Here is a 19536-nt window from a genome sequence, read left to right as displayed (position 1 = left end):
AAAAATAATAAATTTATAAACCAAACACTCTCTTAATTTTTAGAAAGAGGTGTCCAAATCATTTTGACAACGTACATATTTTTGTAGGTTCTTACTGGGTTAAACCATTTTTACTTTACCGCTAATACTCTCTATAGTCAACTCAACTTTCTCAAAATTATCCTTATCAAACAAATAGATTGATAAACGATTATCTTCTACCAATTTGATGTTTGTTAAATTATCAATAACAGCATTTAAACTCTCTTTCAATTGTCCAACAGATACGTTATCACTTTTACTACCCCATACTATACAATAAGCTCTTTTTGTTCCATCTACTTTATTTAAATTACAGATATCAGATGGATCGATTGTAGGAGTTTCTCCAATACTTTTTCCATTTCGAACTAATTTTAGCTCAAAATGAAGTGCTGGACCAATGTGTTGAAAACCTTTAGATAACGTATGTTCTTGGTTGTTATTTTTATTCCAAATTTCCTCGTTTAAATTGAGATTTTTATCATTCAAAATCGTTAAATCTCTCATGAATAATTTTCTTTCAATTTGAGGATTTCTTAAATAGTGTGTTACCTCTGTATGTACTGAAAATGGTAAATCTTGATCATTTAACACAACTTGCAATTCCATAAACAACCAACACTTCAAGTCGCTTTCTGTAAGAATAAGCTTTGGATTTTCTTTAAATTTATTAAAAAGAGATTCCATCGCACAATCTGTTAATTCGTAGTACTTTACAATATGTACTTGATCATTCATAGCTAAATTTTGTTAGTGTTAATTTTATTCTGTAATTGACCTATAAATATGTTTTGATATCTCTAAAACACGATCTCTATCCCAGTTGTTAAAATGGATTTCGTGTTGGAATTTTGGCCAATTCCCTGTTTGTTCTCTGTGTTGAAAAACTAATTCCGCTTCAATAGCTTCTACAAAATTAATTATTGGTTTGTTCTGCTCCTTATCGTCTGTTAATGTTGCATCGAAAACAAAAACCAGTAATTCCATTTGATCGATTTCATTTTTCCATTTATAGCCATGATATCCTGTTTTACCATTAGCTCTAAGCCCATTATTTAAACGTGTGGTGATCGATTGAGAGGTATAACCGATGTACACTATCTCTCCAGCAATCTTCATCACATAAATCTTAGGAACTTTATTTTTGGTTAATGGTGCTGAAAACCGAATGGGATTACCATCTAATTCTATCACCATGTTTTTACGAGACGCTACGGTCTCCTCAATTTTCAGCTGAAATCGATAGGGAGCAGAATACTTCATTAAAACATTTGATTGATTAATGCTTTTTGTAATGCTTTTGAGGATTGAAGTTTGGATTTTAATTTTGAAACATTTAATTCCAAATCATTCAAATTATTATAAATCTCTAACTGTTTTTCAACATCAGGTAAGTGAAGTATTAGTTTATTCTTTAAATCTGTTTTAGATAGATTAAACCTTGTAGAACCTTGTGCTCGTAAATTTAGGAAATTCCTAATCTCACTATTTCTAAACAAAAATTTAGCATAACGAGGATCTAATTTTGAGAAATCAAATAATCTAAAACCAAAGCAAAAAGAATTTAAGTAATAATTTCTCAAGTCTTTTAATACAACAGAAGTTAAGCCAACTTCATCTGGAGTTTCAGAAGAACCTGTAAAAATTATATCTCCATATTTAACTTGATTTTGATTCTCATTAGAATTAATTCTCACTAAATCAAATTCTTTTTCATTAATCTCAAAATTTCGATAAACGTTTAAATAGTTTATATATCGTTCACCTTCACCAAAGTCAATTTTAGTTTTACCATTTAAACCATTATATGTTTCACCTAAATCACTTAATAAATATTCATTTTTACAGTATTTATTTTTCCTAGAAGTAAGTTCATTAATATTTTTATGATAAAATGATTTATACCTTAGAATAACCTCCAAATCTTTTTCGATGACCTCATCCATTGCCCATAATAAATCGGCTAATTCTGCTTGTTGGTCTTTTGGTGGAAGAAGGAATTCTTGATGCTTTAAATCAGACCAATTTATCGTTGGGGATAATCCACCTACCGAAATGTCTACCATTCGATGCATAAACTGATCGGAATGTAAAAAGAAAGGAAATAATCTCGCATCAATCAACTCTTCGTTTGCTCGAAATACAAATGCATGAGCAGAACAAATACCAGCTTGTTTTACAATACCAGCTTTTCTTTGGTACGCACGTCTTTTCCCAAAAATAATATCACCAGGATAACATTTTAATTTACCTCCTTTAACATCATCTGGAGTACCATTTCTACGAATATGAATCGTTTCTCCGTCTAAATGTTCAAGTCCATAGTAAATTTCTAAATCCGTATTTTTAGGATCTACTGTTTCAGCAATACGTTTAGCAATTTTTTCAAACGGAAATGATTCCCAATTGGATTTATCTATATTATCTAATACCATTATGCCTGTTTTTCAAACAATTTATTCATACTATCTACTAAAACATCAGATGCTATTTCCCAATCATTAATAGCTTCTTTTAAAGTAATTTGCTCTACATTACTTTCAACGTTTGAAACATATTGCGCAATGTTTAAGCTACCTTTTCTCTCTAAAACATCTTCTTTATCCACTACTACCGCATAGCCTTCAATTGGCTCAAAATTTTTATAGGCAGCATAAATCTTATCAATATGTTCTTTTTCTAAAAAGGAAATACTTTTCTCTTGCTTTACGTCTTTAACTGCATTGATGATTAGAATTTTTCCTTTCTTATGCTCAGGTTTGTTATTATTGGTAATTAATAAACACGCTTCCATCGGAGAATTGTAAAACAAGTTTGGACCTAAACCAATCACTGCTTCTACCACATCAGAATCAATCATATTACGACGCATTTCTGCTTCGCTATCTCTAAATAAAATCCCATGCGGCCACAGCGAAATAGAACGTCCGTTGTTCTTATCTAACGATTTCTGTATGTGTTGTTGAAATGCATAATCAGCACAACCTTGTGGAGGTGTTCCCCAAAGATTTCGTCCCCAAAGATCGTTTATAAACGACTTTTGATCCCAAGACTTAATGGAATAAGGTGGATTCGCTAAAATAACGTTAAACGTCTTTAATTGGTCGTTTTCAAGTAATCCTGGTTCAGCTAATGTGTCACCACGAACAATCTTAAACTCCTCAATTCCGTGCATGAACATGTTCATACGTGCAATGGCAGAAGTAATCAAGTTAATTTCTTGTCCGTATAATTTTAGGTTTCGGTATTCTTTACCTTCTTCTTTTAAATGTAAAGCACAGTTTAGTAGCAAACCACCAGAACCACAAGTTGGATCGTAAACACTTTCTCCTGGCTGTGGATCCATAATCTTCGTCATTAACTTTACAACCGTACGATTGGTGTAAAATTCTGCTGCTGTATGCCCGCTGTCGTTTGCAAATTCCTTGATTAAATATTCATAAGCATTTCCTAATTTATCATCAGCTACATTAGCCAAATTTAGTTGGTATTGCGAGTAATGCTCGATTAAGTTAATTAACGTTTCATCAGACAAACGATTTTTGTTGGTCCAGCTGGCATCTCCAAAAATACCTTCTAAGGTATCTGGGTTTGCTTTTTCAATTTCACGCATGGCATTTTGTATCGCTATACCTACATTAGTTGTGGTTTCTCGTACATCTTGCCAATGCGCTCCTTTTGGAATCTCGAAACGGTGATTCTCTGCAAATAATGCATATTCTAAATCACCATCAGATTCCTTTAATGCTTGTTGGTATTCTTCGTCGTAAACATCACATATACGTTTAAAGAATAACAATGGGAATATATATTGTTTGTAGTCGCCAGCATCAATTGTTCCGCGTAATGCGGTTGCAGCACCCCACAAATATTTTTCTAGTTCTTGTTGTGTCATTGTTCATTAAGACTTTCTAAGTCATACAATCTGTTAAAATCTTCGATATTATTCCTTTGGTTATAGTGATCGTATAAAATGTACAATTCTACATGCTCTAGATTTTGTACTAATTCTAGATTTTTGTTTAATTGTATTTCATTAATGTTACCACCATGAATAACAACCATTTTATATTTTAATGTTTCCGAAAATTTTATATCTAAAATATTATTTTTATCAAAATGAATCCATCCATTTCTACCTTTAATTTTAGAAACAAATTCATTTTTTTTCTTGATATACTTCTCCAAATCACGATTCCAACCTAGATTCGTTTTTAAATCATAATATTCCGTAAAAATATTCTCTTCATTGATAATTGAAAGATCTGGTTTAAACGTAGTCGCTTTACCATTTTTAGAATATCGCAAGCTTGTGGTTTTATCAACTAAAAACCTATAATCTTTTCGATTGATACGTTTAGCTAAAAACAATGCGAATAAATCTTCAATATATCCAGATGACACTTTTGCTTGTCCTCTGATTATATTATAACCTCCATCACCTTCTGCAAGTTCTTTACACTTCTTTTGGTGATCCCATACTTTTTGTAAAAATTCAACCTCAGTCATTTTTAAATATATTTTTCTAAGATTGTTTTAAATTTACTCTCAGCTTCTTGACTTGCCTCCCAGGCTTGTTTTAATTGTTCCACTGCCTCTTGTACTGAAGGTAGATTATCTTCAATGATTTTATCGATGTACAATGGAATATTCAGGTTGTAATCGTTTTCAATAATTTGATTCATATCGACTACTTTTACATAATTTTCAACGTCTTGGTAATTCAAATACCAAGCAAATAATTGATCAACATGCTCTTTTTCTAAGAAGTTCTGGGCACGACCAACTCTAATTTGATCTGCACCATCAACAAATAAAACTTTATTCTTTTTGTTCGAATCTTTTACTTTCTTGAAAACTAAAACACATGCGGCTAATTGAGTTCCGTAAAAGATATTTGGACCCAAACCTATTACAGCTTCTAGAAGATCCATCTCCAATAAAGCTTTACGAATTTTAAGCTCTGAGGCTTTACGGAACAAAACACCATGTGGGAGAACTACTGTCATTCGACCACTAGCATTTAAAGAAGAAATCATGTGCTGAACCCAAGCCATATCTCCATTACCTTTTGGAGGAACACCAGCAATGTTACGACCATACGGATCGTTCAACCACTGATCAGCTCCCCAATCTTTTAATGAGAATGGTGGGTTGGCTATTACACAATCAAACTTTTTTAATCCATCTGCGTCAAAAAATGCTGGGCTACGAAGTGTATCCTCACGTGCAATTTGAAAATCTTCCATCCCATGTAAGAACATGTTCATACGAGCTATAGAACTTGAAGTTAAGTTCTTCTCTTGCCCATATAACTTTAATGTACGGTAATCCTGATTCGTCTCTTTTAAATGATCAACACACTCTAATAGCATACCACCAGTTCCACAAGCTGGATCATAAACAGATTCACCTTCTTTTGGATCTAGGATTAATCCTAGTAAGTTTACAACTGATCGAGGTGTATAAAACTCACCAGCTTTTTTATTGGTTAAATCCGCAAAATGCTTGATTAGATATTCATAAGCATTTCCTAACATATCTGCTTCTACATTTGCATTAGATAATGTATATTGAGAGAAGTGCTCGATTAAATCGATTAATAAACGATCTGATAATTTATTTTTATTACTCCATTGTGCATCTCCAAAAATTCCAAACAAATGGTTCTGGTTCGCTTGCTCGATTCCTCTGAGAGCTTGTTCAATAGCCTGCCCTACATTGATAGTTGTTTCACGTACATCATTCCAATGACATCGTTTTGGAATCTCAAATCGATGGAATTCAGCTAATGAAGCATATTCCTCATCACCATCAGACTCTTCCAATGCCATTGCATATTCTTCATCATATACGTCTGAAATCCGTTTAAAAAATAGTAATGGAAATATATAAATTTTGAAGTCTGAAGCATCAACAGGACCCTTTAAAATCCATGCTGCTTTAGATAAGTATTGTTCAAGTTCTGACAAACTTAGTTTTTCTCCTTTCATTAGTTGTATTAGATAATGTTGCAATTTAGGTAAAACCCAATAATAAAAAAAGAAGCCTTAATAGCTTCTTTGATTCTTTTTTGTTAGAACAAAAATTAATTATAGAAAAACATCTATGCTAAAAGATAAGAATAAGTTTTGTATCAATTTTATTTATTATAAAAAATAATATTATAAATAATTTTTATAATAAAAATATTATACCTATATTTGTGGTGTTCAAATTTTGAAATTAATCAAAAATAAATAGTCCTTATAGCTCTTTGAATGAGCAAAAACGATCTCTATAATAGAGATCAACAAAAAAAATAGTCCTTATGCGATAGCGCATCTATTATTTTAAAAATTTGAAAAGATGGCTGTTAATAAGCCCACTAAACAACCTTACAAGTTGGAAGACATATTATATTCAAGTGATGTATGTGCAAAGCTGAGAATATCATCAAAGACACTCCAACGCTGGGAAAAAACAAAGGGTTTCCCCCTACGAAGGAACAAAATAACAAACATGAAAATGTACGTTGAAGTTGAAGTTGTAGAGTGGTTGTTGAACAATAACAAGTAAAATAAAAGGGGCTATTATGCCCCTTACTTGTACTTGAAAAATATAGATTCTGAATTTTTAGTTGCTTCAAAAAAATCGATTGCTCTGTCGACCTCAGAACGTTTATCATAAAGCGAAAATGCACTATTATCTGACATCGCTTTATGTGTCATCATTTGTACTTTATTACGGTCAATACGAAGATTTAATAAGTTAGTGATAAACGAAGCTCTGCAAACATGACTACTTGCAACTTGTGTCATTTTCTTCACTTCATTAACCTTTCCTACACCAAAAATAGTACGTTCAAGAGTTACTTTATCATTTACTTTCATCTCAAGTAATAATGCTCTTATCTGTCTTGTTATGGTGGTTACACTATCATATTTTGGAAATTCACCTAGACGCTTATAAACTTCAAGTGCTGGCTTCATTAGAGGACTTAATAACTTTATTCCAGTCTTATTTGCTATATTTTTCACACCAAAAAATTCTTCACCAGTTGGAGTCGTAACAGTCTGAGGTTGTTGACCATGCAACAACGCAATACTTTGATGACGCATACCAGTTGTACTTGCTAACATAATGTAATCCTTTGCGTGTTGTGTCGACTTACTTAATGCTTGATGATTATATATTTTATATAAAAGATCTTCATCAAAATAGAAGTCCTTTGAACCTTTACAAGCACCTATTATTAATCGTTTATCATCAAGATGTAATGTTGGATGAAGATGATAACCTCTTATGCGAGCTTCACCAAGCATATATTTTAAACGACTCGTAAATGTGTTCAAAGTGTTCAACGAGTAACCCGCACCATTGGTTATACGACTCTTACTCTTTTGGTGGTTATTTTTTAATTTGATTTTTCCTATTGCTATCTTATTTATCACTTCAATCATTGAGATAAATACATCATAACTAAGCTCATGTATGTATATTTCTTTTTTAAGAAATTCTTGGTAATTTTTAATATGAGTGTTTACTTGTATATATTTTCTCATTGACGACTCAGCTAACTTTTTCTGTCCTTTTCTTACCAACTCTTTCGACTCTTCAATATAATCTTCTATGAAATCAGTAACCAAAATTTCATCTGATTTCTTTTCAACAACTTTTTGTTCTCTACCAAGATTTTCGAGTAATTTTTGTTTAAAAAGTTCTAAATCTACCCCTATTTCTACCCCTAAAAAATACATTAAAGTCTTATCAACTGCCCTCTCAAAATCCTCTAAAACCCTTTTAAATACAAGGACTTCTGGTTTTTTAGAATTTTTTATGTGTTGCGAGTTGAAACTATAATTCTCAGATTTTAATCCGAAATCATTAGGGTTTATTGACTTTCCTATACTTATTTTAAGTCGAGCATTTGGAATATTGAACACACCAGTGATGTATGCGTACACTGGTTGATGTTTAGAAGTGTCCTTACTTTTTAACTGATAGTTAATCATATAGTTATATGTTTTTAAATTATTTCTTAAACAAAAATACCCCCAAATCTCGAGGTGAGAAATAGGGGTACTTTTAATGACTCAAAGTGTTTTTTAATATCTTTTATTGTCTCTTAATGTCTTATTAATAAAATAATTTAACTAAATGACTTACAATTTATTACATTGACTACCAGTCATTTACCGTCTCTAAATCGAAGCCCCAATCAATTCCTTTTGAAATTGCAGGAACTCCTTCGCTCATCCATTTCGGAGCTGGCTGATCTTTTAGGTAATGATCAAAAAATTGTACTTGACGCTTTTGAATATCATTTCTATTGGCACGTTTAATCAAGTTATGATCGTCACCGTTATAGTTTAACATCCATGATGGTTTCCCTAAACGACGCAACGCCATAAACATTTCAATACCTTGATACCAAGGAACTGCACCATCTTCATCGTTATGCATAATAACTACAGGCGTTGTTACCTTAGGCATATTAAATAATGGTGAATTTTCGATGTATAATTCTGGTGCTTCCCACAATGTTTTACCAATTCTACTTTGCGTTTGCTCGTATTGAAATTGACGACTCATACCTGTTCCCCAACGAATTCCACCATAAGCAGAAGTCATATTTACAACTGGAGCACCTGCCCAAGCTGCTGCATACATATCGGTAGCTGTTATCAAATGTGAAACTTGGTAACCTCCCCAACTCTGACCTTGAATACCAATTTTATCACCATTTACCCAGTTATTTTTCTTCAGAGCTTCTACTCCAGAGTTTATATAATCCTCAGCAGACTTAGCTGGATGGCCAACTGTATACGAAATATCTGGTGTAAATACAATATAATCGTTACTCACAAAATACGTATGATTGATTCGTGAAGGTGTTGGTGCAGGCGCTTGATAACGATTCAAATTATCTGAAAGTTTTTCGTAGAAGTAAACAATCATTGGATATTTTTTGTTTGGATCAAAATTCTCTGGTTTATACACCACTCCTGTTGCGTTATTTCCTGAATACGTTTTCCAAGTTACCAATTCTCCATTCCCCCAATAATAATCTTTTTGTTGCGGATTGATAGCAGAAACTTTTTTCTCATCCTTAAAATTCGTTGATACATAAACATCCGGAGAGTTTCGGAATGTTTCTTTGGTATAAATATATTGGTTGGCATTCAATGCTTTCGTCATTTTTTGAACACCCCATGTATTCGACATCACTACTTTTTCGGGATTTTTAGCTTTCGAAATAATAGTTTGATAAACACCTGATTGTTTATTCTGATTATTAAAAGCACCTAAATAAAGTTGCGTATCACGATTTATTGTTTTGAGTTCTTCATTCAACTGATTAATATCAAATGTAATATTGTGTTTACGACCAAAACCATTTGTTACATTTTCTGGACGACGATTTCCAACCAAATCAAATTCCCAAATATCATAACGATCTTTGATTAATACTGTTTCGTCATTATCTGTAAAATAAGCAACTCCATACGCTTGTGCTAAAGTTGGTGAATCATTTTCCTCATCATAAAACTTAACTTTCAGTTTTTTATTCAAAACTTTCGTTTGTTTTGTTTCGATATTATAACTCGACCATAGTCCATTTTCTGCATTATAATACACCGCAAACTTTCCATTTGGAGACATTTCTACTCTTCCTGCTAAACCTTGTGCAAATAATTCTCGCTGTCCATTTTTAACATTCACAATGTAGTAATCTCTACGTCTTGTTAAATCCCAATTTGAAATTAATCGATAGGCATTGTCAGAAGTTCCTAATGCAAAATTTGAATTTCCTTCGTTCAAGATTTCAACTTGATTCATGTCCAAATCTGCTAATTGCGTCACTTTTTCTGGATTTGAAAAATCAATCACAGATAAATACGAACGTTTTTTCTCTCGTTCAAGATTCTTTAATTGTTGCGGTTGAATAAATTCGTCTTTGTAACTCCAAACATCAACCTTTGCATGATCATCTGCAATTATTGTAGTGTCTTTTTCAACTAATTTCGGCATCAAACCTATGAATAAAAAATTTCCATCTTTACTAAATTTTGGCTGACGGTTTTCTGAAACTTGCCAATTTTTTTTCAATCCTAACAATTCAGTTTTCTTTATCTGTTGTGGATTATTTGTTGATGTATGATATAAATAATAGGTTTTGTTCTCCTTTTTCTCTTCATCTGTCGTACCAACAAACGCTACTTTACTTGCCATTTCGTCAAATGCAAATTGTTTAAATTCACCAATTGTATCCACCAACTGCTTTTGAACAAAAGTTGCCGTATTCACTAAGAAAACACCGTATTTTGTTTGATCTAAACTATCTTTTTTCTCTTGTTTTGTCGAAAAAATTAATTGTTTACCATTCTCGCTGAACTCATAATTCATCACATTTTTGAACGATTTTTTCTGACCAGAAATCAAATTTCTTAAAACCAATTCTAAAGGTGTGTCTTTTTTATCTTTTCCTGCGGATTTTACAGGTTTATCTTTTGTTTTTGTTGAATCTGACTTGACATTTTTATCGTTCTTCAAGTCTTCTTTTTCTACTAAATAAGCTAAAAATGAACCTTCCTTTTTAGGCGTTTTAAACGATTTTATATTGGGTAATTTTTCAACTTGATTAGTTGCAAGATTTAAAATTCCGATCGAATCTTTTGCAATTTCGTGTTCTTTTTTCTTTTTGATTCGAACCAATTTCAAATCTTTGTAAAAAGGTTTAATCTTAAAAATAGCAAATTTAGAATCTGCTGTAAAAACACTTTGTTCACCTCGATGAAAACTTAAATTTTTATCCGTTTTCAGACCAAAAAAATTCAACGTATTATCGCTTTCTTGTGCATTTACTTGATAAGCTACCCAAGAACCGTTATTCGACAATTCTTTCATTCCGATTGATTGCCATTCATCAAAAACAGTCAAATCAAGAGGTTTCTTTTGCGCATCAACACTCGTTGTCAATAGAGCTATAGCCGCAGCATACATCGCCTTTTTGGTTAGAAGTTGAGAGGCATAATTTTTCAAAATTTTAGTAGATAAATTCGATTTCATCCTAATTATTATTGTGCGTTAATTTTTAATAGAGTTGTGAAAATACTAAAGTTTTTACAAAGTATTCGTATTATCTCTCGTAATCATTGTATCGTTTGTATTTTTGTTCAAAATATCATTTAAATGAAAAAATATCTTTTAAGCATTGGTTTAGGAATTTCGATGATCTCTTCGGCTCAAAATATTCAAATTGTACCGCTTGGCGTTTATGGAGGAAGTAATGAAAGTAATCTTTCTTCTTATTTAATAGGAGAAGAATCGACGAACGACTACTTGGCTTTAGATGCAGGAACGATTTATGCTGGAATCAATAAAGCAATAGAAAAAGGCACTTTTGAGGAAGAAATTGGAAATGTTCTAAAAAATTATATCAAAGGATATTTTATTTCGCATGGACATTTGGATCATCTTTCTGGAATGATTATTAATTCTCCTGAAGACTCGAAAAAACCTATTTATGGTACTTCGGAAATGATTGATGTTTTGAAAAATAAATACTTTACAAATGATGCGTGGGCAAATTTTGCAAATGAAGGAGAGGCTCCAATTTTAAATAAATATACGTACAATTATGCCAAAATAGGCACTCCATTTAATATAGAAAATACAAATCTCACTGGAACGATTTACGAATTGAGTCATGTCAATCCATTAAAAAGTGCTGCTATTTTAGTTGAAAATGATTCGAATGCCGTTTTATATTTTGGCGATACTGGAGCTGATCGTATAGAAGGAACAACAAATTTACAGACGATTTGGAAAGCTATATCACCAAAAATAAAATCGGGTAAATTGAACACTTTGATGTTAGAGGTTTCTTTCTCTAATTCGCAACCAGAAAATTTATTATTTGGTCATTTAACACCAAAATTAATCAACGAAGAATTAGGAGAATTAGCGAAAATCGTTGGAAAAAATAAATTGAAAGGGTTAAACATCATCGTTACGCATATTAAGCCAAAAGGAGATTATGAACAAAAAATAAAAGAAGAATTACTACAAGATAATCCTTATATGATTCATTATATTTTTCCTCAACAAGGTGAGAGAATTATTTTAAAATAAATAACTATTACTTTATTTATTATTTAAAGACATAATAATTTTTAAGTATTTATTTTTGTCGGTCAATTTTTATCATTTTGATAAAATAGCACTATTGTTCTTTCATTAATTGATTTGGCTATTCTACATTTGAATAAACCAAAAGAAAAAATGACCACGCAAATAGGAGAAATTTTATTGATCGACAATCAACAATATATTATAGCCGAACAACCGTTACACCATTATTTTAAAAATTTAAAACATCCTCCCTATTTTACACCTCCGTCTCCAACATGTTGGAGAGGTTATTATGGAAAATGGGAATTACGAAATGATGAATTATTCTTAATCAATTTTAAAGGATATTTAGATGGGTTAGATGAAGTTGAGCTGGACTATTTGTTTCCAAAAAGTGAAGAAGTTTTTGCCATTTGGTATTCTGGTATTATTAAAATTCCGCAAGGAAAATTATTGGAATTTAACCAATTAACGCACACCTCAATTTATGAAGAAGATTTGATGTTGTGTTTTGAAAATGGAAAACTAATCGATTATATCGTTCATAGTAATTGCACAAATTCTGAACGAGAAGTTGAGATCTAATCGATTGACTGCTTCACAAACTTGTCGGTGGATTCGTCTTGTTATTTGACCATATTATTCTTTCGAATTCACCGATTATTACCAAATAAAAAAGCCAACTTAAAGTTGGCTTTTTTATCTTATTTTCGTTGAAAATTAACAATTTTCGATAACACTTTTTACCACTTTAATTACATTCGGCATAGCATTGTTCGCTGCATTTAAGACATCTTCATGCGAAACATCAAACGAAATTTCTGGTCCACCTAAATCTGTAATTACAGAAACACAGAACACACGCATATCCATGTGGCGAGCAACAATTACTTCTGGAACAGTACTCATTCCAACACAATCTCCACCGATAAAACGTACCAATCCATATTCTGATGGTGTTTCGAAAGTTGGACCTTGTAATCCGACATAAACACCTTGATGAACTAAAATATCATTTGCTTTAGCAAACTCTACCGCTTCGTTCAACATTTCTTTGTCATACGCTTTAGACATGTCTACAAAACGTGGTCCTAATTCGTCGATATTTTTTCCACGTAAAGGATGTTCTGGCATCATGTTGATATGATCTTTTACAATTAAAATATCTCCTACTTGGAAATTTGGATTAACACCTCCTGAAGCATTTGATAAAATAACTTTGTTAATTCCTAATCCATTAAAAACACGCATTGGAAAAGTAACTTCTTCCATCGAATACCCTTCGTAATAATGAAAACGACCAGCCATCATCAAAACTTTTTTACCCAAAATAGTTCCGTATACTAAATGACCTTTGTGTCCTTCTACTGTTACTTGAGGAAAGTTTGGAATATCCTTGTAGTTAATTACAACTTTATTTTCTACTTCGTCTTCTAATTTTCCTAAACCAGATCCTAATACAATTACAAATTCTGGTTGACCTGGCAATAAATTATTGATGTACTTTACAGCCTCATTAATTCTTTCCAACATACTCTAAAATAGTTTGATTAAATTTTTCTTTATCGTTAATTTCGATACGAATCGGAATATAATATAAATCGTCTTTTATCATGGATTCTTCCATCAAACGCATAAAATCTTTCTCCGTTGTCATGATAATTTTATCAAAACGTTTTCTTCCTTCCGTATCTTCGTATCGTTTGTAAATATACTCAATTTCTGATTGACTAAAATTATGATGATCTGGATATTCTAAATGCAATACATTGGCAAAATTTTCTTCTGCAAATTTCACTAAACCATCAGTTTTTGCGATTCCAGTAACCAAAATAACATTTAGATTTTTCCAAGTTGATTTCTCTACATCATCTAATCTTCCTATCAATTTGTTATCATAAACAATTTTCGAGAAAAATAATTGTTGATGGGATTTCAACTTAATTTGTTTCGAAATTTCTTTGTGTTTTTCTTCCGAAATTCGATCAGGACATTTTGTTACAATTACAATATCAGCACGACGAACTCCACTTCCACTCTCTCTCAAATCACCAGCTGGTAACAAAAAATCTTTGTAATATGGGTTATTAAAATCTGTCAACATAATGTTGAAACCAGCTTTTATTGCGCGATGTTGATACGCATCATCCAACAAAATCACTTCTGATTTGTAATGATCTATTAATTTATGAGCTCCAAAAACTCTTTCTTCACAAACAGCAATCAAGATTCTGTTCTTGAAACGTTGAAAAAACTGCATCGGTTCATCTCCAATATCATAAACCTTAGAAGAATAATTTGCAATTAAAAAACCTTTTGTTTTTCGACCATAACCTCTACTCAATGTTGCAGTTAATTTCTCGTCTTTCAACAAATCAATCAAATACATGATATGAGGTGACTTCCCTGTTCCTCCTACAGACAAATTTCCAACATTAATAATGGGAATATTAAATGATGTAGAACGCATCATTCCAATGTTGTAAAACAGATTTCGAACCGAAGTTCCTATCCAATATAAACCAGAAAATGGAAGTAAAAATCTACGCCAATTCATTTTTATTTTTAATATTAAGCGAAAATACTATTTTTAATTCTAAAATAAGAAACTCTTCATTTCTTTATTCAGCTAAAAAAACCTATTCTTTCGAACAGGTTTTTAATTATTTTTAATCGTATAATTTATTCAATTCGTTTGCATAACTCGTTTTATCTTCTATTGTCCAACCATAGGTTTTAGCCAAGAAGTACAAATCGCCAAGATTTTGAATTAATTGTTGATGTGCTTCTTTTTTTAATTTCGATTTATCGACAGTTTTCTCAACATGCTCTACCGCACGCTTCTTAATCCCGTTCAAATCATCTTTACTAAATTTATTAAAAACACTTTGATCCATATCATAAAAACTGACATCAGGATACACTTTTATTTCAACTACTGGAATTGATTTGATTATAATTTTCTTATTTACCGAATCTAATTCAACATCCATTTTTTTTAAATCATAGGTTGCTTGTGCTTTTGCTTTCACTAAAAGTGTTACTTTTTTATCCGACGAAAAAATATCTGTAAAACCAGGTACTGATTTTTTTGATGTATGATTGTATAAATCTGAATAAGTTTGTTCAGCAACAATCATTTTATTCATTCGTTCGATTTGATAAGCTATGACATGCGATTGTTCGGAATAATCTTCTGTTTTAAATTTATCCATGATGAAATACGTAATCATCACGCCAAAAACAAAAGCTACAACGACAAGAATTATTTTTTTTAAATTACTCATTTGTATAATTTGGTGTCAACGGCGTACCATTCACAATCTGTGCCAAATCCTCTTCTAAATATCCAGAAACAGGAGATTCAACAATTCTTCCAACTTCTTCTTTTTTATTATTATAAACGATAATTGTCGGAACACGAATTATATTTTTATTGATTTCTTCTCCATTAAAACTTTTCTTTTGACGGTTAACACCAATCACTTTCAAACGGTTTTGAGAAAATTTAATATCATCTAATATTTTATACAGACGAGGCAATTCGCGACGAGAATCTGGGCACCAAGTTCCTACAAAAACTTCGATACGATAGTTTCTCAAACCTTTCAATGCTCTTAGTTTACTTTTTTCAACTTCGTAAGAATTGTATTCTTGGTTGTACCAACCTTTAAAATCAGCTTCTTCTAAAGCTTCTCTGTTAAATTCTCCGGTCAACATTTTTGTTCCGTTTTCTGAAGTAATTACGCGATTCGTCACTTTTTTCTGAGCAAAAGTTTGCGTCGAAAATCCTAACATTGCTACAAGTGCAATTGCCAATATTTTTTTCATTTTATTTTTAGTTTTAGGTTTTAAATGTATAAATAATTAGTCAATCAATCGACCATTTTTGAACTTAATTGAACCAATTTCGAAAGTTGCTAATTGATTTAATATGGGATAATTCTTCTGTACTCCTTTATAAATTTGCTTCTTCGCATCAATTTCAAGATGCCCGATGAATTTTCTTAAATCGCCAATCTCAACAATTTTAGCCATTTGATCAACCGTATTATTTTCTTCGTTGTATTCATCTTCAAAATAAATTCCCAAATCAACAAATGAAAACTTATCTTCATTTTTAAGTTGAACATTACGAATTAATATATCCAAGTATTTTTGTCCATTTTGAGGAATTGATAAATAGTTATCAAACGGAAATTTATCCTGCGTTGCCAACGCATTTAAGCCAGCTAAAATTGCTAACGCATTATATTTTCTCGTCGTATTTCGTTGATAATCATTTGCGAAATGACCTGCTTCAAACAACACGCAAGGATACCCCATTTTCGTAAAATTATCACCTGTCGACATTGGATAAAACTCCGAAGTATAACGACCTACTTGCCCCGGTATCACTTGTTGCAATGCTGTATTCATGGATTGAATAATACCCATCGTTTTTTCACGAACTTCGTTTACATCTTCCTCAACATTATACGAAGGTGCCAAAAAAGAAAGCGTTGCAGGTTTCGCTGTTTGACCAACATTAAAAATGGTACGTTGATCATGTAAATTAAACAAAGTTTGGTAATTTCCTTTCTCTACTTGATCTAACAAAATATGAATTTCAGTCGATTGTTTAGCTAAAAAATCACGGTTAATATCAATTCCAACTGCATTTCGACGTGTATTGACATTAGCACCATCTGGATTTAACATTGGAATAAAATCAATTGTCAGTTGAGACAAAATAGTTTGAGCCAATTCTGATTTTTGTTCAAAAAAATTAATTACATCAAACATTGCACGAGTTCCTGAAGATTCGTTTCCGTGCATTTGAGACCAAATTAATAAACGTTTTTCTCCAGTTCCGAAATTTAATTTATAAATTTCATTTCCTAAAAATGATGTTCCTATTTGTTCTTTTTGAGACGATTTTAGTGAAAAATAATTCTTTAAATCTTCAAAATTTAACCATTTCAAATCAAAACCTTCTTGTTTAAAAGTCGAATACTCTTGATCTAATTGCTGAATATCAAACATGTTTATTTACCTTATTCGTGTTAAATTCTACGTTATATATTTTATTGAATTGATTTTCTAAACGTTTTTCGACGTTTGTGATTTACTGGATTATAAGATTTCCATAACACTTGAATACTTTCGTTGTCGGCCAATTCTGGATTTGTTTCCAAAAACTTGATTCCGTTACGTTTGAAAGTATCAAACATTGCATTAAAAATTAATGCTGTTACGCCTTTACCTTGAAATTTAGGATCAATTCCAATTAAGTAGAATTGCGCAGAATCGTTGTTTTTACTCGCACGCATTAGATGCCACCAACCAAAAGGCAAGATTTTGCCTTTCGCTTTTTGCATCGCTTTTGAATATGATGGCATCGTTATCGCAAACGAAACCATTTTTCCATTTTCATCCACAATACAATTTACAAAATCTGGATTGATAAACGGAATATATTTCTTTTTGTAATATTCTATTTGGTAATCTGCAATCGGAACGTAGGTGTCTAATTCACTGTATGTTTTGTCCAACAAATCGAACATTTCATCAACATAAGGAAGAATTTCAGAAGTTTTAGTGAACTTCAATTCTTTTAATTTGTAACGTTCACGAATGATTTTATTAAATTTAATGACCTTTTCTGGTAATTCTGTTGGCGCAGGTAATTCATATTCTACCCATTCATTTGCCATTTCAAAATCTAATGCTTCTAAATGTTGCGAATAGTATGAATAATTATATAAACCTACCATTGTTGCTAATTTATCAAATCCCATCGTCAGCATTCCTGCTTTCTCTAAATTTGAAAATCCAACTGGTCCTTCTATATATTCTAATTTATTTTCTTTTCCAATTTCCTCAATTTTGGCTAAAAGTGTTTTTGTCACTTCGATATCATCAATCATATCAAACCAACCAAAACGCATTTTACGTTTATGTTGTTTATTTACTTCTTGCCAATTGATAATTGCAGCCACACGCCCCACAATCTTCCCTTCTTTTTCAGCAAGAAAATAACGTGCTTCAGCATCCTTAAAAACTGGATTTTTAGAAACATCTAATGTTTCCTTCTCCTCGTTAATAAAGGGCGGAACGTAATATTGATTATCCTTATACAAATGCATTGGAAACTTAATAAAAGCCTCCAAATCCTGTTTAGATTGTACTTCTTTAATACGAATGCTCATAGCTCGCAAAGATACTAAGTTTTGTAATTTCAATAGAATGTTTTTTAACTAAAATGTCAGTTTTCCATCTTCAATTTATATGATTTTATGCATAAATCTGCCAAAAAGCCAACAATTCTATTATTTTTGTCTTTATTCACTTATTGGAATACTTTTTGAATTTTAAACAACGATTAAAAATTAAAAAAATAAAATAAAAATAGATGACAGGTTATTACATTATTATTGGACTATTTATGCTAATTAGTTGGTTTGTTAGCAACCGACTACAAAGTAAATTTAAGCATTATTCGAAAGTACATTTGGCAAACGGAATGTCTGGAAGAGAAATTGCAGAAAAAATGCTTTCTGACAATAACATCCACGATGTTCGTGTGATTTCGACTCCAGGGCAATTAACAGACCATTATAATCCAATGGATAAAACAGTTAATTTATCTGAAGTAGTTTATCATGAACGCAATGCAGCTGCTGCAGCTGTTGCAGCACACGAAGTTGGACATGCTGTTCAACATGCTGTTGGATATAATATGTTACAATTCCGTTCGAAAATGGTTCCAATGGTAAATTTAGCATCTCGATTAAATCAATGGATTTTGATGTTAGGTATAATTGTAATGGCATCTTCTAAAAATGCCACTTTATTATGGATTGGGATTTTCTTATTTGCCGTAACAACTGTTTTCGCTTTTGTAACGTTACCAGTAGAATATGATGCTTCGAACCGAGCTTTGGCTTGGTTAAAAGGGACTAATATGGTTATGCCAAACGAATATGAAGGTGCAAAAGACTCGTTAAAATGGGCCGCAAGAACATATGTTGTTGCTGCAATTGGTTCTTTAGCGCAATTACTTTATTTCGTGATGATGGCGATGGGTGGTCGAAAAGAATAAATTTTATAACTTGTAACGTCCTGAAAAAATGATACAGGATTAGACCAATAAAATTTTATTTTAAACAGTACATATATTCGTATTTGTACTGTTTTTCTTTTTGTACGATTTTGGTATTAAATCTTGTTGTTGGTGCATTTGCATCGGCGTTAAATAATAGTTTGACAAATGCGGTCTGAACTCATTATAAATCTCTACGGTTTGTTTGACCAAAATCTTTCTTGTATTCAAATCTACATTAAATTTATCAATATCATATTCCTGTTTTAAAATTCCATTGATTCTTTCGGCTATGGCATTCTCATAAGGATCTG

At 31.6% G+C, this 19536-nt stretch carries 18 protein-coding genes; 3 read left to right on the top strand and 15 right to left on the bottom strand.

Going from position 1 to position 19536, the window contains the following annotated elements; genetic code table 11:
• Positions 1–99 precede the first annotated feature (99 nt).
• The 8 genes from IF125_RS12925 to IF125_RS12890 all read right to left on the bottom strand — a co-directional run bounded on the left by IF125_RS12925 (position 100) and on the right by IF125_RS12890 (position 11073).
• On the bottom strand, positions 100–759 hold the full coding sequence (locus IF125_RS12925; RefSeq protein ID WP_225542774.1) for a hypothetical protein: 660 nt from the start codon (positions 757–759) through the stop codon (positions 100–102).
• 24 nt (positions 760–783) lie between these two features.
• Positions 784–1284 (bottom strand): hypothetical protein, encoded by a 501-nt coding sequence (locus IF125_RS12920; RefSeq protein WP_225542773.1) that lies wholly within the window; start codon positions 1282–1284, stop codon positions 784–786.
• Positions 1284–2456 carry a restriction endonuclease subunit S gene (locus tag IF125_RS12915; RefSeq protein ID WP_225542772.1) on the bottom strand — a complete coding sequence of 391 codons (1173 nt, stop codon included), beginning with the start codon at positions 2454–2456 and terminating at the stop codon, positions 1284–1286. Before IF125_RS12915 ends, IF125_RS12920 begins: the two co-directional genes overlap by 1 nt.
• Positions 2456–3916 (bottom strand): type I restriction-modification system subunit M, encoded by a 1461-nt coding sequence (locus IF125_RS12910; protein ID WP_225542771.1) that lies wholly within the window; start codon positions 3914–3916, stop codon positions 2456–2458. The genes IF125_RS12915 and IF125_RS12910 overlap by 1 nt, the downstream gene beginning before the upstream one ends.
• Entirely contained in the window at positions 3913–4530 is a 618-nt protein-coding gene (locus tag IF125_RS12905) for a hypothetical protein (protein WP_225542770.1), read from the bottom strand. The genes IF125_RS12910 and IF125_RS12905 overlap by 4 nt, the downstream gene beginning before the upstream one ends.
• Positions 4531–4532: 2 nt before the next feature.
• On the bottom strand, positions 4533–6014 hold the full coding sequence (locus IF125_RS12900; protein ID WP_225542769.1) for a type I restriction-modification system subunit M: 1482 nt from the start codon (positions 6012–6014) through the stop codon (positions 4533–4535).
• Between the two features lie 588 nt (positions 6015–6602).
• The gene (locus IF125_RS12895) at positions 6603–8015 is read right to left on the bottom strand and encodes a hypothetical protein (protein WP_225542768.1); all 1413 of its coding nucleotides are present in this window, start codon (positions 8013–8015) and stop codon (positions 6603–6605) included.
• Positions 8016–8184: 169 nt separating this feature from the next.
• The gene (locus IF125_RS12890; protein WP_225542767.1) at positions 8185–11073 is read right to left on the bottom strand and encodes an alpha/beta hydrolase family protein; all 2889 of its coding nucleotides are present in this window, start codon (positions 11071–11073) and stop codon (positions 8185–8187) included.
• A gap of 123 nt (positions 11074–11196) precedes the next feature.
• Between IF125_RS12890 and IF125_RS12885 the strand changes: the two genes are divergently transcribed.
• Together IF125_RS12885 and IF125_RS12880 are read left to right on the top strand one after the other, a co-directional pair.
• Positions 11197–12138, top strand: coding sequence for an MBL fold metallo-hydrolase (locus tag IF125_RS12885; protein ID WP_225542766.1), 942 nt, complete (start codon positions 11197–11199; stop codon positions 12136–12138).
• Between the two features lie 150 nt (positions 12139–12288).
• Entirely contained in the window at positions 12289–12723 is a 435-nt protein-coding gene (locus tag IF125_RS12880; RefSeq protein ID WP_188320126.1) for a hypothetical protein, read from the top strand.
• Positions 12724–12858: 135 nt separating this feature from the next.
• On the opposite strand, the gene IF125_RS12875 is transcribed toward IF125_RS12880, so the two are convergent.
• From IF125_RS12875 to IF125_RS12850, 6 genes are all read right to left on the bottom strand, one after another.
• Positions 12859–13671 carry a purine-nucleoside phosphorylase gene (locus tag IF125_RS12875; protein ID WP_171621742.1) on the bottom strand — a complete coding sequence of 271 codons (813 nt, stop codon included), beginning with the start codon at positions 13669–13671 and terminating at the stop codon, positions 12859–12861.
• Entirely contained in the window at positions 13655–14695 is a 1041-nt protein-coding gene (lpxK, locus tag IF125_RS12870) for a tetraacyldisaccharide 4'-kinase (protein WP_225542765.1), read from the bottom strand. The genes IF125_RS12875 and lpxK overlap by 17 nt, the downstream gene beginning before the upstream one ends.
• 112 nt (positions 14696–14807) lie before the next feature.
• Positions 14808–15425 (bottom strand): DUF4230 domain-containing protein, encoded by a 618-nt coding sequence (locus IF125_RS12865; protein WP_188320128.1) that lies wholly within the window; start codon positions 15423–15425, stop codon positions 14808–14810.
• Positions 15418–15969, bottom strand: a complete 552-nt coding sequence (locus IF125_RS12860; protein WP_225542764.1) for a TlpA family protein disulfide reductase — start codon at positions 15967–15969, stop codon at positions 15418–15420. The genes IF125_RS12865 and IF125_RS12860 overlap by 8 nt, the downstream gene beginning before the upstream one ends.
• Positions 15970–16005: 36 nt before the next feature.
• On the bottom strand, positions 16006–17163 hold the full coding sequence (locus IF125_RS12855) for a M14 family zinc carboxypeptidase (RefSeq protein ID WP_225542763.1): 1158 nt from the start codon (positions 17161–17163) through the stop codon (positions 16006–16008).
• A 41-nt stretch (positions 17164–17204) separates the two neighbouring features.
• Positions 17205–18329, bottom strand: coding sequence for a GNAT family N-acetyltransferase (locus IF125_RS12850; RefSeq protein WP_171621737.1), 1125 nt, complete (start codon positions 18327–18329; stop codon positions 17205–17207).
• Positions 18330–18532: 203 nt separating this feature from the next.
• Between IF125_RS12850 and IF125_RS12845 the strand changes: the two genes are divergently transcribed.
• The gene (locus tag IF125_RS12845; RefSeq protein ID WP_225542762.1) at positions 18533–19222 is read left to right on the top strand and encodes a zinc metallopeptidase; all 690 of its coding nucleotides are present in this window, start codon (positions 18533–18535) and stop codon (positions 19220–19222) included.
• 60 nt (positions 19223–19282) lie between these two features.
• Here IF125_RS12845 and IF125_RS12840 read toward each other — a convergent pair.
• Positions 19283–19536 (bottom strand): integrase core domain-containing protein (locus tag IF125_RS12840; protein ID WP_225542761.1); only part of this gene is annotated, 254 nt, incomplete at its 5' end.

Source organism: Empedobacter stercoris (assembly GCF_020281205.1).
In the GTDB taxonomy this organism is placed as follows: domain Bacteria; phylum Bacteroidota; class Bacteroidia; order Flavobacteriales; family Weeksellaceae; genus Empedobacter; species Empedobacter stercoris.
Note: the sequence above shows the minus strand (reverse complement) of the source record. Positions and strands in the feature narration are given on the sequence as shown.